Here is an 18033-nt window from a genome sequence, read left to right as displayed (position 1 = left end):
CTCGACGTCGATCTCGCGCCCGGGGTGTTCCTGCCCGACACCGGAATCGAACGCAACTTCTACACCACCTCCTCGTGCGGGGTGTGCGGGAAGGCGTCCCTGGACGCGATCCGGCAGCGGACGAAGCACTCACCGGCCACCGACACGGTGCGGGTGCCGGCCGCGACGATCTCGGAGCTGCCCGACCGGTTGCGGGCCGCGCAAAAGGTGTTCGAGACCACCGGGGGCTTGCACGCGGCCGGATTGTTCACCCGGACCGGGGAACTGCTCGCGATCAAAGAGGACGTGGGGCGGCACAATGCCGTCGACAAGCTGATCGGCTGGGCCACCGAACAGAACCGGGTCCCGCTGCGGGGGAGCATCCTGCTGGTGTCCGGCCGGGCGTCGTTCGAGCTGGCGCAGAAGGCGGTGATGGCCGGCATCCCGATCCTCGCCGCCGTGTCCGCGCCCTCCTCGCTGGCGATAGACCTCGCCCACGACACCGGCCTCACCCTCATCGGGTTCCTCCGCGGCACCACCATGAACATCTACACCCACCCCGACCGCATCACCTGACGTGAGTGGCAAAGCGTGCGCCCGCACACTTTGCCACTCACGTGCGGGGGTCGGTGCCGGATCGGTGGCGCCTCGACGCTCATGCGTGCCTGCTGGTGGTGTCGGCACGGATGCCGGCCTCGAGGGCGATCGCGCCCGCCTCACCTCGGGACGCCACACCGAGCTTCTTCAGCACACCCGCGACATGGAATTTGACCGTGCTCTCGCTGATACCGAGGCTGTCGGCGATCGCCTTGTTCCGCTTGCCCGTCGCGAGGTGACCCAGGACCTCGAGTTCGCGGGGGTTGAGGTCGCCGAGTTGCTGTTCGTCCGGTCGCGCCATCGGTATGTCGAGTGGGATCGCGACGGCCACCCGGGAGCCCCACCCGTCGACCGACTCGACGTCGATCCGGCCACCGAGTGTGTGCACCCGGCCGGAGAGTTGCCGCACCAGCGCGTCGGTGTCGAGACCACCGTCGCCGTCGTCGCGGACCTCGACGAGGAGGTTCGCGCCGTCGCAGTCCCAGGCGATGCGGATTCGCTCGAGGGCGGCCTGCGCCGCGAACGCCAGGACGGCGCTCCGGACGACGGCCCGCGCGGCGCTGGCGACCTCGCCGGGCAGCGCCCGGCCGTCCACCGGCGGATCGACGTAGTCGACGCGCACGGGACGGTGCTGGAGCAGCGGCCGCAGTTCGCCCTGCAGCCGGGCGAACGCGGTGGTGACGGCTTCCTCCGCGAGGTTGCGGTCGGACTCGCCTGCGGAGCGCAGCGTCACCAGCGCCGAGGACGCCGTCTCGCTCGCCGTGATCCGCGACCGGCGGTCGTCGAGGTCCTTGGACCGGAGCGTCGACAGGATCGATTCGAGCGTCGCCGCGTGCAGGTCCGTCAGCTCCACGATGGTCCTGGCCCGTTCGCTCGACGCTGCCCGTGACTCCGCCAGGTACGCGGGGCTCGCCTGCGCCACCTGATGCCGGATCGACACGGCGACGACGCCGAACGCCCCGGCCACCAGCGGGACCTCACGAATGCGCTGCCGCGGCTTGGGGAGAACGAGGAGAAGGGTGCCCGTCGCGTCCAGCAGCGCCCACACCTTCCGCTTCGCGCCGGCAATCACGGTCTGGTCGTCGAACGGGGTGCCTTCCGTCATGCGGGTGCGCAGCGCGTCCAGTTCGGCGATGGTGACGCGTTCGACCACCGACGGATCGCCGCTGACCTTGCGGGGACGTCCCGTGCATTCCCGGGTGAAGATCACCAGCGCGGTGTGCGGCCAGATGTCGGCGAGGAACTTGGAGAAGCGGACGGCGATGTCGGGCAGCGGACCGTCGATGACGTCCCGCATGGAACCGAGAACATCTGCAGGGGACACAGAAGTCGAGCTGGGAAGAACCACGTGTCGAGCCTATCCGCGCAGGCGGCGAACACCGGGCCTGGGCCGTCCGCTCACGATGCCGGCTCGGCCCGGGCGGCGTCGACGACGTCGGACCGGACGAGCCCCAGTGACTCCAGTGCCCGCGCCGCGGTGCCGTGCGTGATGGTGGCGACGGCTGCGACGATGTCGGCACCGACGATCGGTCTCCGTTCCGACTTCGCGAGAGCCACCGCAGTGCGGAACACGGCCTGGGCCGGTTCGGTCAGCCGCAGCGGCCCGGTGCGGGGGCGGCTCAGTGCGCTGGGGGCGACGCCCGCGTCCGTCATGCCTGCCGCCGCGAGGGCGTCCCCGTGCACACGAATGACCGCCTCGCGCAGTGCGTCCCGGTTCGATCCGAGACGCTCGAACACCCGGCGGGCCGTACCGTCCCGCAGCGCGAACGAGGCGAGCAGCAGATGCTCGAGACCCGGATCCCGGTCGCCCAGCCGGTCGGCCTCGGCCTCCGTTTCGGAGAACAGCGTCTTCATCACCCGGGCATGTCGCGCCATGCCCGGGTGAACTTCATCGTGTGCCCCTCGTCTTCGTGTCGGAGGATCGTCCGGGACCGAGGCGTTTGTGCGCCGCCTGACCCGAGACGCCGAGAGCCTGACCGATGTCCGCCCAGGTCCAACCCGCGGACAGTGCGTGTGCGACGGCGTCACGCTCGAGCTGATCGGCCTGACGCCGCAGCGCGACGACGGCAGCGAAAGCGGTCGCCGGGTTCGGATCGTCACCCACGGGATCAACTTAAGTTGATGAGACGGATCCGTCAACCTTTGTTGATGGGTCGACCGGCTTCAGAGTGCGGCGTTCTTGTCGAACTCGGTGCCGAGTTCCTTCGCCACGCGCTTGAGCAGCGGCACGATGTGGTCTGCCGACTCGAGGGTGACCCGGGCCGCGGGCCCGGAGACGGAGATGGCTGTGGGGGTCGGAGCGTTCGGCACCGGCACCGAGAAGCAGCGGACGCCGATCTCCTGCTCGCCCTCGTCGATCGCGAACCCGCGGTTTCTGCTCAATTCGAGATCGGCGATCAGCATGTCGGGGTCGGTCAGGGAGTTCTCGGTGTACGTCGTCATGCCGGTCCGGCCGACCAGTGAGCGCACGGCGTCATTCGAGAGTTGCATGAGGATGGCCTTGCCGACGCCGGTGCAGTGCGGGTAGACGCGTCGGCCGACCTCGGTGAACATGCGCATCGCGTGCTCGGACGGCACCTGCGCGACGTAGACGGCCATGGTTCCGTCGAGGACGGCCATGTTTGCGGTCTCGCCGGTGCCTCGCACCAGTTCGGACAGGTGCGGCCGTGACCAGGCGCCGATCAGCTGGGTGGCGCTCTCGCCGAGGCGAATGAGCTTGGGCCCGAGCGCGTACCGCCGGGTCGGTAGTTGCCGCACGTATCCGCGGTTCATCAGTGTGCGGATGAGCCGGTGGATGGTCGGGAGGGGGAGTCCGGCCAGGTCGGCGAGTTCGCTGACCCCGATGGACCCGCCGGCGCTCGCCATGATCTCGAGTATGTCGAATGCGCGCTCGACCGACTGCACGCCGCCGGCCGGACTCTGACCGTTCGTCATGTCTGTCTCCATCCTCTGACTGCACGAGAGCCCCCACATTCTTTCCGTCAGACGGAAAGGGCGCTCCGTATGACGATAGCGCGGGAGTGGCGGATCGCGACGATTCCTTCGCTACATCGGTTGACAAACCCCGGTGTGACGGCGTTCACTATATCGAGATACGAAATACAACTTCCATAATATGGAAAACGCCAAGCCCCGAGGGAGGGCCCCGTGTCTGAAGTCGAAATCGCTGCGAAACCCACAAAGCAGCGTTGGTACAGATCACTTTTCGTCCAGGTCCTGATCGGAATTGCCCTGGGCATCGCCACCGGAATCCTGTTTCCGGAGTTCTCCCATCACCTGGCGCCGCTGGGTGAGGGCTTCATCAAGCTGATCAAAATGGTCGTGTCCCCGCTGATCTTCCTGGTGATCGTCACCGGCATCGCCAAGGTCGGCAGCATGAAAGCGCTCGGAAAGATCGGCGGCAAGGCGCTGCTCTGGTTCACGGCCGCGACGACCTTCGCGCTCGGGCTCGGCCTGCTCGTCGGAAACCTCGTCAAGCCGGGTAGCGGGCTCAACATCGACCCGGCCACGCTGGACACCAGCGCCCTGGACGAGAAGACGCAGGGCGGCCACCTGCCGGGTGGCGTCGAGTTCGTCATGCACATCATCCCGACCAGCGTGTTCGATGCGTTCGCACAGAACAACCTGCTGCAGGTGCTGCTGTTCGCGATCCTGTTCGGCGTCGCGCTGGCGTCCTTCAGTGAATCGGCTCCGCCGATCCTGATGGATGTGATCGACCAGACGCTGCACGTCATCTTCCGCATCGTCGGCTACATCATGTACTTGGCGCCTATCGGTGCGTTCGGTGCGATGGCATTCACCGTCGGCAATTACGGTGCCGGCTCCCTCAAATCCTTCGGAGTCCTCATCCTGGCGTGCTACGGCGCCGCACTGGTCTTCATCGCCGTCCTGTCGATCGTGGTCAAGCTGATCACCGGAGTGAACGCGTGGAAGTTCATCAAGTACTGCCGCGAAGAATTCATGCTCGCCCTGGGCACCGGATCGTCCGAGGCGGTCATGCCCCGCATCATCAAGAAGTTGGACAACGCGGGATGCGACCGCGCCGTCGTCGGTCTGGTGATCCCTACCGGCTACTCGTTCAACCTCGACGGAGCCGCGATCTACCTGTCGCTGGCGATGATGTTCCTGGCGCAGGCGGTCGGGGTGGACCTCGGCTTCGGCGAGCAGCTCGCGATCATGGGCATCCTCATTCTCAGCTCCAAGGGGATGGCGGGTGTGCCGGGGTCGGCCTTCGTCGCCCTGTCCGCGACCGCTGCCGCGATCGGCGCGTTCCCCGTGGCCGCCGTCGCGTTGCTGCTCGGCGCCGACCGGCTCATGGACTCCATGCGCGTATTCACGAACCTGCTCGGCAACTGCCTCGCCACGTTCGTGGTCGCGAACTGGGAGGGCATGCTCGACAAGGACAAGATGCGAGCGGTTCTCGACGGGAAGGTCACACCCGACGACCCGGACGACGTCACCATCCACCCGCACCCGGGGCACGAACACCTCCAGGACGCTCCGGCACGGCCGGCGATCGAGAGGCGCGAAGCGCTGACCACGAACGGGGCCTCGGAAGGAACGGTGAACCACCATGCCTGACACCCAGCCCACCGTCGCAGTGCTCGGCACCTGGGGTTACTACGGACTCCTCGACGACGCCGAGCAGGTTCAGGTCGACACCCCGTACGGGCCGACGTCGGACAGCATCGTCCTCGGGTCCTCAGGGGGCCGCCGGCTCGCCTACCTGACCCGCACCGGACGGCACCGCGACATCCCGCCCCACCGCATCAATGCCCGCGCGAACATCTGGGCCCTGCACAGCCTGGGCGTGCGCACGATCCTCGCGCCCACCCCGTCCGGCTCGCTGCGACCGGCGATCGGCGTCGGCTCGGTCGTCGTGCCCGACCAGCTCGTCGACCGCACCGGTCGCACCGACGACACCTTCCACGACGACGACGTCCACGTGTCCTTCGCGGATCCGTTCTGCGTCCGCGGACGCCAGGCGGTGGTCTCGACGCTCCGCAGGAGCGGATGGGTGGTCAACGACGGCGGCGTGATGGTGGCGATCCGCGGTCCCCGATTCTCGACCCGCGCCGAATCACGCTGGTACGCGGCCCAGGGATGGGACCTGATCAGCATGACCCCGTACCCGGAGGCGGCGCTGGCCCGTGAACTGGGCATGTCCTACACCTGCATCGCCCTGGTCACCGATCACGACGTCATCAGCGACACCCCGTGGCCGGTCACCCAGGACCTGGTGCGCGAAGGACTCGACGCCAACACCAAACGACTACGCGAAGCGCTGCTTCAGGTAGCGATCGAACTGGCAGGCAAGCCCGAACCGGCGACACCTGCCCACGGAAGAAGGAGCTGACAAGATGGCCGAATTGTTCTGCAACGGTGGAGCGATGCGTGGCGGAAACCTGCATCACAACGTGTCCGCGCACACGTTCCTCGGCACGGTCCGGACCGCACCGAAGTACCGATTCTTCTCCGTACGTGACGAATTCCCCGCACTGCTGCTGGCGGAGACCGGTGGAGCCGCGATCGAGGGCGAACTCTACGACGTCCCGATCGGCGACATTCGCGCCGACTTCCTCCCCGAGGAGCCCGAGGAACTCGAGCTCACCGTGATCGAACTGTCCGACGGCCGTTCGGTTCTGGCGGTAGGTCTGCGACCGGGCCTCCTCGGGAGCAGAGCCGACGAGCTCAGCGAGATCACCGACCACGGCGGCTGGCGACGCTATCGCGGCCTGCCCGAGCCCGACAACACCACAGTCTCCTGAACACCCCGAAAGTGGAAGAACAACCGATGGATACCTTGGCCTACACCCTGAACTGCTCGATCCTGCTCACCGACGTGCCACTCCTGCAGCGCCCGCAGGCTGCCCGCGACGCCGGATTCGACGCCGTCGAATTCTGGTGGCCCTTCGACACCGCCGTACCGCGGGACAGCGACGTCGACGCGTTCGTGGCCGCGATCGAGAACGCCGGAGTGCAGCTCACCGGGTTGAACTTCGCGGCGGGCAACATGCCGGCGGGTGACCGCGGACTGCTGTCCGACCCGGCGCAGGTCTCGGCGTTCCGCGACAACATCGACATCACCGTCGGAATCGGAGAACGACTGGGCACCAAAGCTTTCAACGCCCTGTATGGTAATCGTATCGACGGCGCGGATCCGAAGATTCAGGACGACACGGCCGCCGAGAACCTCGCCCAGGCGGGCAAGGCGGCGGACCGCATCGGTGCGGTCGTGCTCGTCGAACCGGTCAGCGGCACGCCGGCGTACCCGCTGAAGAGCGCGGCCGAGGCGATCGCCGTGATCGACCGGGTGAAGGCCGAGCACGGTGTCGACTCGCTCCGGCTCCTCGCGGACCTCTACCACCTCGAGGTCAACGGCGACGACGTCGGCGCCGCGATCGACGCGTACGCCGATCGCATCGGGCACGTCCAGATCGCGGATGCTCCGGGTCGCGGAGAACCCGGCACCGGAACGCTCGACATCGACGGCTACCTGAAGAGGCTCGCCGGACACGGCTACCGCGGATACGTCGGGCTCGAATACAAGTCCACCCGGCCGGACACCTTCGACTGGTTGCCCCGCGAACAGCGCGCGTCCCGCGCCGCCCACTGACACACACCACTTTCGACGGAATCGAGGAGACTCGTGAGCACTATCGCATTCATCGGACTCGGAATCATGGGTAGCCCCATGGCCGTTCATCTCGCCAAGGCCGGCCACCAGGTAGTCGGATACAACCGCTCGCCCGAGCGCACCGCGGCACTCGTCGAAGCCGGCGGCACCGCAGCGGACTCGATCGCCAAGGCAGTCGGCGGCGCCGACGTCGTGGCCGTGATGGTCCCCGACTCGCCCGACGTGCAGGCCGTGCTCGCCGGCGAGGACGGAGTCTTCGAGCACGCGCCGGCAGGCGCTCTGATCATCGACTTCTCCAGCATCCGGCCCGACGTCACCACCGCACTCGCCGCGCAGGCGGCCGAGCGTGGATTCCGGCTGATCGACGCCCCGGTATCGGGTGGCGAGGCCGGTGCGGTCAACGCCGCACTGTCGATCATGGTCGGCGGCGCCCCGGAAGACTTCGAGTCGGCCAGGCCGATCCTCGACGTCGTCGGGAAGACGGTGGTCCATGTGGGCCCGAACGGATCCGGGCAGACGGTGAAGGCAGCGAACCAGCTGATCGTCGCCGGCAACATCCAGCTGCTCGCCGAGGCGATCATCTTCCTCGAGGCCTACGGTGTCGACACCGCGGCCGCGGTGGAGGTACTCGGCGGCGGGCTCGCCGGATCGGCCGTCCTGAACCAGAAGGCGCAGAAGATGCTGGACCGGTCGTTCGAACCCGGATTCCGTATCGACCTGCACCACAAGGACCTCGGCATCGTGACCAGCGCTGCCCGTGAGGCCGGCGTCGTGACACCCCTCGGCGCCGTCGTCGCCCAGCTGATGGCCTCCGCCCGTGCGAACGGTGATGGTGGCCTGGATCATTCGGGCCTGCTGCGCGGAGTGGAGCGGCTGTCCGGCCGCCCCTCCCAGTGACCCGCCTCAACTCGTAATCCTCGATGGAGAACTGATATGCCTCGTATGCGCGCCGCTGATGCAGCGGTCAAGATTCTGGAACTCGAAGGTGCCACCCAGGCCTTCGGCCTCCCCGGTGCGGCGATCAACCCGTTCTACGCGGCAATGCGTGACCACGGTGGGATCAAGCACGTCCTCGCCCGCCACGTCGAGGGCGCATCCCACATGGCCGAGGGATTCACCCGCGCCAAGGCCGGAAACATCGGTGTCTGCATCGGGACGTCCGGGCCGGCCGGGACCGACATGATCACCGGTCTGTACTCGGCCATGGCGGACTCGATTCCGATCCTCGCGATCACCGGGCAGGCCCCGGTCGCGCGCCTGCACAAGGAAGACTTCCAGGCCGTCGACATCGCCGCGATCGCGGGTCCGGTCACGAAGATGGCGATGACGGTGCTCGAGCCGGCCCAGGTTCCCGGTGCGTTCGCGCAGGCATTTCACCTGATGCGGTCCGGCAGGCCCGGACCGGTGCTCATCGACCTGCCGATCGACGTGCAACTGGCGGAGATCGAGTTCGACCCGGACACCTACCAGCCGCTGCCCGTGTACAAGCCGGCCGCGACCCGGGCGCAGGCGGAGAAGGCCCTCGACATGCTGGGGGCCGCCGACCGCCCGCTGATCGTCGCCGGCGGCGGCATCATCAACGCCGACGCCGCGGATCTGCTGGTGGAACTGGCGGAACTGCTGGACGTTCCGGTGGTGCCGACGCTGATGGGCTGGGGAACCATCCCGGACGACCACCGCCTCGCCGCGGGCATGGTCGGTCTGCAGACCGCCCACCGGTACGGCAACGCGACCATGCTGGCGTCGGACTTCGTCCTGGGCATCGGCAACCGCTGGGCCAACCGGCACACGGGCGGCCTCGACACCTACCGCAAGGGGCGCAAGTTCGTTCACGTCGACATCGAACCCACGCAGATCGGGCGCGTGTTCGCACCGGACTACGGGATCGTCTCCGACGCCAAGGCGGCGCTCGAGCTGTTCGTCGCCGTCGCGAAGGAGCGTAAGGCCGCCGGAACCCTCGCGGACCGCAGCACCTGGGTCGAGGACTGTGCCACCCGGAAGCGGACCATGCAGCGCAAGACCCACTTCGACGACGTCCCGGTCAAACCGCAGCGGGTGTACGAGGAGATGAACCGCGTTTTCGGGCGCAACACCCGGTACGTCAGCACGATCGGGCTCTCGCAGATCGCCGGCGGCCAGTTCCTGCACGTCTACAAGGCGCGCAACTGGATCAACTGCGGGCAGGCCGGGCCGCTGGGCTGGACCATCCCCGCCGCCCTCGGAGTGGTTGCCGCGGAGCCGGAGACGCCCGTCGTGGCGCTGTCCGGTGACTACGACTTCCAGTTCATGATCGAGGAACTGGCGGTGGGCGCCCAGTTCAACCTGCCGTACATCCACGTCGTGGTGAACAACTCCTACCTGGGACTGATCCGTCAGGCGCAGCGCGCGTTCGACATGGACTTCTGCGTGCAGCTGGGCTTCGACAACATCAACACCCAGGAGTCCACCGAGCACGAGACGATGCCTGCGGTCCCGAAGGGGTACGGCGTCGATCACGTCAAGGTCGCCGAGGGGCTGGGCTGCAAGGCGCTGCGGGTCACCGAGCCCGGCGAGATCGCCGGCGCACTGGAGAAGGCCCGTGAGCTCGCCGGTGAGCACAAGGTGCCGGTGGTGGTCGAGGTCTTCCTCGAGCGGGTCACCAACATCGCCATGGGCACCGAACTCGACAACGTCGCCGAGTTCGAGGATCTGGCGGAGAGCTGGGAGCACGCTCCCACAGCCCTCATGCTGCTGGACTAGGGGGCACCGTGACACGTGTACTGGTCGCACCCGACAAGTTCAAGGGATCCCTCACCGCGGCGGAAGTGGCGGACGCCCTCGCCGACGGACTCCTGGCCGGTGATCCGTCTTGGGTGATCGATCGTGTTCCGGTCGCGGACGGCGGCGACGGCACCGTCGCCGCGGCCGTCGCCGCAGGGTGGTCTCCGGTCGCGGTGACCACCACGGGGCCGACAGGTCGGCCCGTCACCTCGTCCTACGCGGTGCGCGGCTCGACCGCGGTGGTCGAACTGGCTTCGGCCGTGGGCTTGGTACTGCTCCCGGACGGTGTGTCGGACCCCTTGGGTGCCAGTACATTCGGACTCGGCACCGTCGTCAGGCACGCGCTGGAGGGGGGAGCTCGCGAGATCACCGTCGGTCTCGGGGGCAGCGCGTCAACCGACGGCGGTGCCGGCTTGTTACAGGCTCTCGGCGTGCGTGTCCTCGACGCCGGCGGCAACGAGGTCGCGCAAGGGGGAGCGGCGCTGCGCCGGGCCGCCCGGGTCGACCTGACCGGTCTCCACCCAGCGGCGCGTGCGGCGCACTTCCGGCTCGCCTGCGACGTCGACAACCCGCTCCTCGGCCCGAGTGGCGCCACCGCCGTGTACGCAAGCCAGAAAGGCGCGGCCGCAGAAGAACTGGTCGTGCTCGAGGACGCCATGACCCGGTGGGCGCAGGTCGTGCGCGCCGCGACCGGCCGCGACGACAGCCGGGTCGCGGGGGCGGGCGCTGCGGGAGGCGCGGCGTTCGGCGCGATCTCGGTGCTGGGGGCCGACACCCGGCCCGGCATCGACACGGTCCTCGGGCTCGTCGACTTTCCCGGGAGGCTCGCGGGGGCGGACCTCGTCATCACCGGTGAGGGGTCACTCGACGAGCAGAGCCTCCACGGCAAGGCGCCGATCGGCGTCGCGACCGAGGCGCGCAGGGCCGGAATCCCCGTCCTCGCCGTATGTGGCCGAAACCTGCTCAGCGACATCCAATTGCACAGCGCCGGCATCTCCGCGGCATACGCACTCGCGGACCTGGAACCGGACCTTCATCGATCGATCAGGGATGCGGCGGAACTACTGCGCCGGATCGGCTGCACGATCGCGGCATCGACTGCCGAACTCGCACCACTCAGCACACGAGGAGAATCATGACGTCATCCGACTTCACCGCACTACCCGACCTCGCCTCACGCGCCCTCGGCGGAAGCGTATCCGCGGCCAACGACGAACTGTTCGCCCAGCGGGAGAACCTCATCAAGGCGGAGGCCCCGTTCTTCGACCCGTCCGATTTCGGGCACAAGGGCAAGGTGTACGACGGGTGGGAGACCCGCCGCCGCCGCGACGACGGCCACGACTACGCGATCGTCCGGCTCGGGGCCGCGGGCATCATCCACGGGATCGTCGTGGACACCGCGCACTTCAAGGGCAACTACCCGCCCTTCATCTCCATCGAGGCGGCGTCGATCGAGGGCTACCCGTCCATCGAGGAGGTCATGAAGGCGGATTGGCAGACCATCGTCGAGAAGTCCCCGGCCGAGGGGCATGCCGCGAACGCCTACGCCGTCGCCGACCGGCACCGGTGGACACACGTGCGGCTGTCGATCTACCCCGACGGCGGCGTCGCGCGGTTGCGTGTGCACGGTGAGGTCGTGCCCGACCCGCGGTTCCTGGGCGGGACGGTGGACCTGCTGGCCGCGGAGAACGGCGGACGCCTCGTCGGCTGTTCCGACGCGTTCTACGCGTCGCCCGCGAACATCATCCTTCCCGGGCGGGCCCGCAACATGGGGGAGGGCTGGGAGAACTCCCGGCGTCGTGGCGGCGGAAACGACTTCGCGGTGTTCTCGCTGGCGGCGGCCGGCCTTCCCCGGCACGTCGAGATCGACACCAGCTACTACGTGGGGAATGCGCCCGGCTGGGTGCGGCTGAGCACCGCCGACGCGCGCACCGCCGACATCGCAGACGAGGGCGCGTGGACCGAACTGCTGCCGCGCACGGCCGTACAACCCGACACGCGGCACCGCTTCGTTCTGGACGGCACCGCCGCGGCGACCCACCTGCGACTCGACGTCTACCCCGACGGCGGCCTGTCCCGGCTGCGGCTGTTCGGCGACCTCGACACGACAGCGCTGTCGGAGACGCGACGCACCTGGTGGGAAGCCCTTCCCCAGAGCCATCAAGCGCTCGTCGCCGACCAGGCGCCGCGCTAGCCCCTACCTGACGAACCCGAGGAAACACGCATGCCCAATCCCAGTCCCGGTTACTCCATCACCGTTCGCGTCACGGCCCCGGTCGGCGCAGGCACCACCTCGACTCTCGCCGGGGCGGTGGCCTCCGTGAAGGGCGCCATGACCGCGCTGGACGTGGTGGAGAGCCACCCCGACCACATGGTCATCGACGTGACGTGCGACGCCTCCGACGTCGATCACGCCGAGCAGATCGCGTCCGCGATCGCCGACGTGCCCGGCGTCGTGGTCGGCAAGGTCAGTGACCGCACGTTCCTGCTCCATCTCGGCGGGAAACTCGAAGTGGTGCCGAAGGTTCCGCTCAAGCACCGCGACGACCTGTCCCGCGCGTACACACCCGGTGTCGCCCGGGTCTGCACCGCGATCGCGGAGAACCCCGAGGACGTGCGGCGGCTGACGATCAAGCGCAACACCGTCGCGGTCGTCACCGACGGCTCGGCCGTGCTGGGTTTGGGAAACATCGGCGCCGCCGCGTCGATTCCCGTGATGGAGGGCAAGGCGGCCCTGTTCAAGCAGTTCGCGGACGTCGACGCGTGGCCGGTCTGCCTGGACACCCAGGACACGGACGCGATCGTCGAGATCGTCCGGGCCCTCGCTCCGGTGTACGGCGGAATCAATCTCGAGGACATCTCCGCCCCGCGCTGCTTCGAGATCGAGGCACGGCTCCGCGAGATGCTGGACATCCCGGTGTTCCACGACGATCAGCACGGCACCGCCATCGTGGTTCTCGCCGCACTGACCAACGCACTGCGGGTGGTCGAGAAGAGCCTCGACACGGTGAAGATCGTGGTCTCGGGTGTCGGCGCCGCCGGACACGCGATCATCCGACTGCTGGTCGCGCAGGGTGCGACGAACATCGTGGCGTGCGGGCGGAACGGAATCCTCTCGCCGGACGACACGTCCGACTCGTTCCGGTCCTGGATCGCGGACAACACCAACCCGGAAGCGCGGTCCGGATCGCTGCGGGACGCAGTGGTCGGCGCGGACGTGTTCATCGGTGTCTCGGCACCGGACATTCTGACCGGCGACGACATCGCGACGATGGGTCCCGACTCGATCGTGTTCGCCCTCGCGAATCCGGTCCCCGAGGTCGATCCCGTCGCCGCCGGACAGCACGCTGCCGTCGTCGCGACCGGCCGGTCCGACTTCCCGAACCAGATCAACAACGTGCTCGCGTTCCCGGGCGTGTTCCGTGGTCTGCTCGACGCGCACGCCGTCGAGATCACCGACGACATGCTCATCGCCGCGGCCCGGGCGATCTCCGATTCGGTGTCCCCGTCGGAGCTCAATCCCACATACATCGTGCCGAGCGTGTTCGATGCAGCCGTGGCCCCGGCCGTGGCGGCAGCAGTGCGCGGCATCGCCGACGCAGGTCGTGAAGGCGATGTCTGACCCGCTCGACCTGCTGTTCCGTGCCCCGCGGGTGATCACCGCGGCGGGGGAGGTCGCCCGCTGCGTGGGCGTGCGGGACGGCCGGATCGTCGTCATCGAACCGTTCGGCGCCCAGCTCGACGCGGAGGTCGTCGTCGAACTGGGCGACGACGAGGTGCTGATCCCCGGTCTCGTCGACACTCACGTGCACGTCAACGAGCCGGGCCGCACCGAATGGGAGGGCTTCGCGAGCGCGACCCGGGCCGCGGCCGGCGGGGTGACCACGATCGTCGACATGCCGCTCAACAGCATCCCGCCGACCGTCGACGCCCTGGCACTGGACGTGAAACGCCGGTCGCCGCCGATCAGGCGTACGTCGATTTAACGGTGGCAACTTGTCGAGTGCAGCAGGAAGCACATCAACTACTCGGCCCTGAAGGGCCGGGTTTGCTGCTCACGTTCCCACTGGCTGTGGGAGGGGTGGCTGCTATGGGCGCGGTTGATTGGGCGGCCCTGTAGGTGCGATGTCCGAGTGCGGCGATGTTGCAGGCCGCGTTGTGGTCGGCGTGACCGGTCCACTGGCAGTGCCGGCATCGGAATGTTGCTTGGGAAACCCGGTTCGCTTTGTCGCAGTACCCGCACTGTGAGCAGGTTCGCGAGGTGTTCCGGGGGTCGACGACAGCGACGGGCACCCCAGCCATCTCGGCCTTGTAGGCAATCTGCGCTCGTAGCTGGGCGTATCCCCAGGAGTGGAGTTGGGTCCGTTGCCTCCGGGCTAGCCGTACCCGGTCGCGGATACCTGACAGGTCTTCTATCGCGATCCCACGACCGGTGCGTTGTGCCTTGGCAACAATAGTTTTCGACAGTTGATGGTTGATGTCGGTGGCGAACTGCGGCCGGAATGCGACCGCGGTACCGGCCACTGCGGTATATCGTTTCGACCCTGGTCGACCGTAGTTTCCGTTGGTCAGGTTCGCTTGTCTTGTGGTGTACGCGTCGGCAACTTTCCGCAGAACATGCAACGCCGGCTGCGCGGAAAGCCCCCGCGCCTTCACCATCGGATACAGCGCGACCTGCAACGCCCGCCGAGACCGCAGTCTCCTCGACTGCGCCCACCCGGCAACCTCATTGGCAACCTCATTGCACAACACCAACGTCGATTCCAGCGCCGCGAACTGATCAGGACTGGGTACGAGTTTGACCACGACAATCCGTTTCACTTCGCACTCAACACCTTTGATGGCCGAGGAGCCTTCACCGCTCCGATGCCGACGCGGTGTCACCAGATCATGACAGAGGGGTCCGACAAGTCCGGGGTACCCTCACCGAATTCGACGGCGACACCGTCACGTGCACTGCGATGGGAGTTCACACACGCAAATAATTGTGGGGCAACCACTTCTGGTCGTCGCATACTTCGTCGCGCTGCGAGTGGAGCGCGCTGTCGATCATTGCCGCATGCCTTACCATCAGAAATGACTCGACTCGCCAACCACACCCACCTCCCCCCGAAGCGGCCCCGCACCACAGATCAGCTTCTTCACGGGCTTGGACGGGGCAGTATTCCGCTGATAGCTCATTTGGACTCGAACACGCCCGCGTCGTGCAGGGCCCGTAAAGTCCGGGACGTTGGGGGGTACGGCGCGGCCAGGAATCCGACGTCGACGCGCGAACTGGCGCTGAAGGGGGTCGCCGGGTTCGGCGCGGCGTAATCGTGCACGCAGCCCTCGCCGGCGTCGTGCACAGTACCTGGCTGGCCGGCAAGCGGATCGACCTCGACGAGGCCCCCCGGGGCCGGCTGCTCAGCCGCGGACTGGCCTGACGCCGCCGCACCCTTGCATGGCGCTGGATCCGAAAGATCCAGTGCTGCAGCGGGTTTGTCGTGTTCCGGGTGGTGCGGCACCAAGATATATCCTGCGGAAATCATTGACCGGTCACTGTTGCCTGGCTCACACTTGGAGGGACCAATGGAACAAGCTTTCCGTGATACGGAAGTTCGTTCGCCGCCACGCAAGGACAGGCACATGCTCATAGACGACACAGTCTCGCGGCACACCACTACCGTCGCGACGCCGACGCCGACGCCGACGCCGACGCCGACAGCGACCGAGACGAGTACCGCACTCTACAACCTGGACCTGGCACCCACGAAGGCCTCGGGTCGCCGCTGGGGTAGCTACAGCATCTTCACGTTGTGGACCAACGACGTCCACAACATCGCGAACTACTCGTTCGCCATCGGCCTGTTCGCGCTCGGGCTGGGCGGCGGCCACATGATCCTGTCGCTCATGATCGGAGCGGTCATCGTGTGCGTCGCGATGACCTACGCCGGCTTCATGGGACAGAAGACGGGCGTGCCCTTCCCCGTGATGAGCCGGATCAGTTTCGGAATCCGTGGCGCCCAGATTCCCGCCATCGTCCGCGCGGTCATCGCGATCGTCTGGTTCGGAATCCAGACCTACCTCGCGTCGATCGTCTTCCGGATCTTCCTCGTCGCCGTGGCGCCGTCGCTCGACCGCTTCGACCAGAACTCGATCCTGGGACTCTCCAGCCTCGGGTGGATCTGCTTCATCGGGATCTGGGCGATCCAGATCGTCGTCCTCGTCTACGGGATGGAGGCCGTGCGCCGATTCGAGAGTCTGGCCGGTCCGCTGATCCTGGTCACGGTCGGCTCGCTCGCCCTGTGGATGCTGTTCCGCACCGACTTCTCCATCGCCTGGACGTCCGATCAGCCCGCTTCGGGCGGGGAGATGTGGCGGCAGGTCTTCGCAGGCGCAGCCCTGTGGATGTCGATCTACGGCACCCTGATCCTCAACTTCTGCGACTTCTCGCGGCGCTCCCCGTCGAAGACTGCCGTCGTGCGCGGCAACTTCTGGGGACTGTTCGTCAACGTCCTCGCGTTCGCCGTCATCGCGTTCATTCTGTGCGGCGCCCAGTTCCAGATCGACGGAACCATCATCGACAGCCCCACCGACATCGTCGCGGCGATCCCGAACACCCTGTTCCTGTCGCTGGCCTGCCTGGCCCTCGTGATCGTGACGATGGCCGTCAACGTCATGGCGAACTTCGTCGCACCGTCGTACGTGCTGTCGAACCTCGCCCCCGAGAAGATCAGCTTCCGCAAGGCCGGCATCATCAGCGCCTGCATCGGCGTGGTCCTGCTGCCCTGGAATCTCTACGACAGCCCCGTGGTGATCAACTACTTCCTCGGCGGCCTCGGCGCCGTCCTCGGCCCGCTGTTCGGCATCATCTTCGTCGACTACTGGTTCATCCGCCGCACGAAGGTCGATGTACCTGCCCTCTACTCCGACAGCCCGACCGGACCCTACTACTACCGCAAGGGATTCAACCTGCGGGCCATCTATGCCCTCGTTCCCGCCGCGCTCGTCAGTACCCTGTTCGCGATCGTCCCCGCCTTCCATCTCGTCGCCCCGTTCTCCTGGTTCATCGGAGCGGGCCTGGCGGCAGCAATCTACGCGGTCGTCGGCGACCGCACCCGGCAGTACGCGGACGTGTCCGGCGAGTCCATCGCCGTGGACAGCGGCCACGGCGACCACTGACAGGAGCTTTCGATGCGTATTCTCGTCGTCAACGTCAACACCACCACGTCCATCACGGACGCCATCGCCAAACAGGCCGAGGCCGCCGCGGCACCCGGTACCGAGATCGTCGGGCTCACACCGGAGATCGGTGCGGAATCCGTGGAAGGGAACTTCGAGAGCTACCTCGCCGCGATCGCCGTGATGGACCGGGTCCGGTCGTACGCGGAACCGTACGACGCGGTGATCCAGGCCGGATACGGCGAACACGGCAGGGAAGGCCTGCAGGAGTTGCTCGACGTACCCGTCGTCGACATCACCGAGGCGTCCGCAAGTATCGCAATGATGCTGGGACACAAGTACTCCGTGGTCACCACCCTCGACCGCACCGTACCGCTCATCGAAGACCGGCTCCGGCTCGCGGGCCTCGACACCAAGTGCGCGAGTGTACGCGCGAGCGGTCTGCCCGTGCTCGCGCTGGAATCCGACCCCGAGCGCACGATCGAGGCGATCGTCGACGAGGCCGAAGCTGCTGTGCGCGAAGACAAGGCCGAGGTGATCTGCCTCGGCTGCGGTGGAATGGCCGGCCTCGACGACCGGATCCGTGAGCGCGCCGGCGTTCCGGTTGTCGACGGCGTCAGTGCCGCTGTCAAATTAGCGGAATCTCTTGTAGGGTTGGGTCTCTCGACTTCGAAGGTGCGAACCTACGCGCCCCCGCGTCCCAAGCAGATCACAGGATGGCCGCTCGCGAAACCGCAGTAGTCCCCTGTGCAGTGAGTTGTACAGCTTCGTCCTCACCCCGGACGGCCACTACGGCGCCCTATCCCGCGCCCGCAACGATGGAGTATCCCTTTGCTCGAACAGACCACGACCTCCGTAGACCCCGGCCGCGCCGGCTCGGTTCGCGTCATCCGTGAGGG

General features: G+C 67.4%; 17 protein-coding genes and 1 pseudogene. 13 read left to right on the top strand and 5 right to left on the bottom strand.

Features of this window, described 5'->3' with window-relative positions; genetic code table 11:
* Positions 1 to 555 (top strand): formate dehydrogenase accessory sulfurtransferase FdhD (gene fdhD, locus AZG88_RS14735; RefSeq protein ID WP_231914007.1); only part of this gene is annotated, 555 nt, incomplete at its 5' end.
* A gap of 79 nt (positions 556 to 634) precedes the next feature.
* Here fdhD and AZG88_RS14730 read toward each other — a convergent pair.
* The 4 genes from AZG88_RS14730 to AZG88_RS14715 all read right to left on the bottom strand — a co-directional run bounded on the left by AZG88_RS14730 (position 635) and on the right by AZG88_RS14715 (position 3510).
* The gene (locus AZG88_RS14730) at positions 635 to 1873 is read right to left on the bottom strand and encodes a helix-turn-helix transcriptional regulator (protein WP_005250998.1); all 1239 of its coding nucleotides are present in this window, start codon (positions 1871 to 1873) and stop codon (positions 635 to 637) included.
* 101 nt (positions 1874 to 1974) lie between these two features.
* Positions 1975 to 2451 (bottom strand): Clp protease N-terminal domain-containing protein, encoded by a 477-nt coding sequence (locus AZG88_RS14725; protein WP_231914005.1) that lies wholly within the window; start codon positions 2449 to 2451, stop codon positions 1975 to 1977.
* A 13-nt stretch (positions 2452 to 2464) separates the two neighbouring features.
* A complete protein-coding gene (locus AZG88_RS14720) occupies positions 2465 to 2680 on the bottom strand; it encodes a hypothetical protein (RefSeq protein ID WP_005251006.1) in 216 nt (71 codons plus the stop codon).
* Between the two features lie 59 nt (positions 2681 to 2739).
* A complete protein-coding gene (locus AZG88_RS14715; protein WP_005260937.1) occupies positions 2740 to 3510 on the bottom strand; it encodes an IclR family transcriptional regulator in 771 nt (256 codons plus the stop codon).
* A 213-nt stretch (positions 3511 to 3723) separates the two neighbouring features.
* Between AZG88_RS14715 and dctA the strand changes: the two genes are divergently transcribed.
* The 10 genes and pseudogenes from dctA to AZG88_RS14665 all read left to right on the top strand — a co-directional run.
* Positions 3724 to 5157 (top strand): C4-dicarboxylate transporter DctA, encoded by a 1434-nt coding sequence (gene dctA, locus AZG88_RS14710; RefSeq protein WP_061046193.1) that lies wholly within the window; start codon positions 3724 to 3726, stop codon positions 5155 to 5157.
* Entirely contained in the window at positions 5150 to 5932 is a 783-nt protein-coding gene (locus tag AZG88_RS14705; protein ID WP_005251009.1) for an MTAP family purine nucleoside phosphorylase, read from the top strand. The genes dctA and AZG88_RS14705 overlap by 8 nt, the downstream gene beginning before the upstream one ends.
* A 4-nt stretch (positions 5933 to 5936) precedes the next feature.
* Positions 5937 to 6344 carry an allophanate hydrolase-related protein gene (locus AZG88_RS14700; RefSeq protein ID WP_061698102.1) on the top strand — a complete coding sequence of 136 codons (408 nt, stop codon included), beginning with the start codon at positions 5937 to 5939 and terminating at the stop codon, positions 6342 to 6344.
* A gap of 26 nt (positions 6345 to 6370) precedes the next feature.
* A complete protein-coding gene (locus tag AZG88_RS14695) occupies positions 6371 to 7192 on the top strand; it encodes a hydroxypyruvate isomerase family protein (RefSeq protein WP_061046194.1) in 822 nt (273 codons plus the stop codon).
* A 33-nt stretch (positions 7193 to 7225) separates the two neighbouring features.
* Positions 7226 to 8110, top strand: a complete 885-nt coding sequence (locus AZG88_RS14690) for a 2-hydroxy-3-oxopropionate reductase (RefSeq protein WP_005251013.1) — start codon at positions 7226 to 7228, stop codon at positions 8108 to 8110.
* A gap of 36 nt (positions 8111 to 8146) precedes the next feature.
* Complete coding sequence (gcl, locus tag AZG88_RS14685) at positions 8147 to 9952, top strand: glyoxylate carboligase (protein ID WP_061046196.1); 1806 nt, start codon at positions 8147 to 8149, stop codon at positions 9950 to 9952.
* Between the two features lie 8 nt (positions 9953 to 9960).
* Positions 9961 to 11112 (top strand): glycerate kinase, encoded by a 1152-nt coding sequence (locus tag AZG88_RS14680; RefSeq protein WP_061698101.1) that lies wholly within the window; start codon positions 9961 to 9963, stop codon positions 11110 to 11112.
* A complete protein-coding gene (gene alc, locus AZG88_RS14675) occupies positions 11109 to 12167 on the top strand; it encodes an allantoicase (RefSeq protein ID WP_061698100.1) in 1059 nt (352 codons plus the stop codon). Before AZG88_RS14680 ends, alc begins: the two co-directional genes overlap by 4 nt.
* Positions 12168 to 12197: 30 nt before the next feature.
* Entirely contained in the window at positions 12198 to 13595 is a 1398-nt protein-coding gene (locus AZG88_RS14670) for an NAD-dependent malic enzyme (protein WP_061698099.1), read from the top strand.
* Positions 13588 to 13958: pseudogene (locus tag AZG88_RS14665) on the top strand (amidohydrolase family protein); the annotation flags it as partial. The gene AZG88_RS14670 and the pseudogene AZG88_RS14665, both read left to right, overlap by 8 nt.
* 35 nt (positions 13959 to 13993) lie before the next feature.
* Here AZG88_RS14665 and AZG88_RS49835 read toward each other — a convergent pair.
* Positions 13994 to 14794 carry an RNA-guided endonuclease InsQ/TnpB family protein gene (locus tag AZG88_RS49835; RefSeq protein ID WP_082833314.1) on the bottom strand — a complete coding sequence of 267 codons (801 nt, stop codon included), beginning with the start codon at positions 14792 to 14794 and terminating at the stop codon, positions 13994 to 13996.
* An 804-nt stretch (positions 14795 to 15598) separates the two neighbouring features.
* Here AZG88_RS49835 and AZG88_RS14660 point away from each other — a divergent pair.
* Both AZG88_RS14660 and AZG88_RS14655 read left to right on the top strand, forming a co-directional pair.
* The gene (locus tag AZG88_RS14660; RefSeq protein ID WP_061698098.1) at positions 15599 to 17134 is read left to right on the top strand and encodes an NCS1 family nucleobase:cation symporter-1; all 1536 of its coding nucleotides are present in this window, start codon (positions 15599 to 15601) and stop codon (positions 17132 to 17134) included.
* 12 nt (positions 17135 to 17146) lie between these two features.
* A complete protein-coding gene (locus AZG88_RS14655; RefSeq protein WP_061046201.1) occupies positions 17147 to 17875 on the top strand; it encodes an aspartate/glutamate racemase family protein in 729 nt (242 codons plus the stop codon).
* Positions 17876 to 18033: the final 158 nt, after the last annotated feature.

It is taken from the genome of Rhodococcus sp. LB1 (genome assembly GCF_001583455.1).
GTDB classification, from domain to species: Bacteria; Actinomycetota; Actinomycetes; order Mycobacteriales; family Mycobacteriaceae; genus Rhodococcus_F; species Rhodococcus_F opacus.
The sequence above is the reverse complement of the archived record's forward strand: the minus strand, read 5'-3'. Positions and strand labels throughout refer to the sequence as shown.

Bases quoted from the DNA above. Each gene is read 5' to 3' on its own strand.
- AZG88_RS14700 (WP_061698102.1), top strand. From the start codon at position 5,937: ATGGCCGAATTGTTCTGCAACGGTGGAGCGATGCGTGGCGGAAACCTG.
- AZG88_RS14670 (WP_061698099.1), top strand. From the start codon at position 12,198: ATGCCCAATCCCAGTCCCGGTTACTCCATCACCGTTCGCGTCACGGCC.
- AZG88_RS14725 (WP_231914005.1), bottom strand. From the start codon at position 2,451: ATGGCGCGACATGCCCGGGTGATGAAGACGCTGTTCTCCGAAACGGAG.
- AZG88_RS14695 (WP_061046194.1), top strand. From the start codon at position 6,371: ATGGATACCTTGGCCTACACCCTGAACTGCTCGATCCTGCTCACCGAC.
- AZG88_RS14730 (WP_005250998.1), bottom strand. From the start codon at position 1,873: ATGCGGGACGTCATCGACGGTCCGCTGCCCGACATCGCCGTCCGCTTC.
- AZG88_RS14660 (WP_061698098.1), top strand. From the start codon at position 15,599: ATGCTCATAGACGACACAGTCTCGCGGCACACCACTACCGTCGCGACG.
- alc (WP_061698100.1), top strand. From the start codon at position 11,109: ATGACGTCATCCGACTTCACCGCACTACCCGACCTCGCCTCACGCGCC.
- AZG88_RS14715 (WP_005260937.1), bottom strand. From the start codon at position 3,510: ATGACGAACGGTCAGAGTCCGGCCGGCGGCGTGCAGTCGGTCGAGCGC.
- gcl (WP_061046196.1), top strand. From the start codon at position 8,147: ATGCCTCGTATGCGCGCCGCTGATGCAGCGGTCAAGATTCTGGAACTC.
- AZG88_RS14705 (WP_005251009.1), top strand. From the start codon at position 5,150: ATGCCTGACACCCAGCCCACCGTCGCAGTGCTCGGCACCTGGGGTTAC.
- AZG88_RS14655 (WP_061046201.1), top strand. From the start codon at position 17,147: ATGCGTATTCTCGTCGTCAACGTCAACACCACCACGTCCATCACGGAC.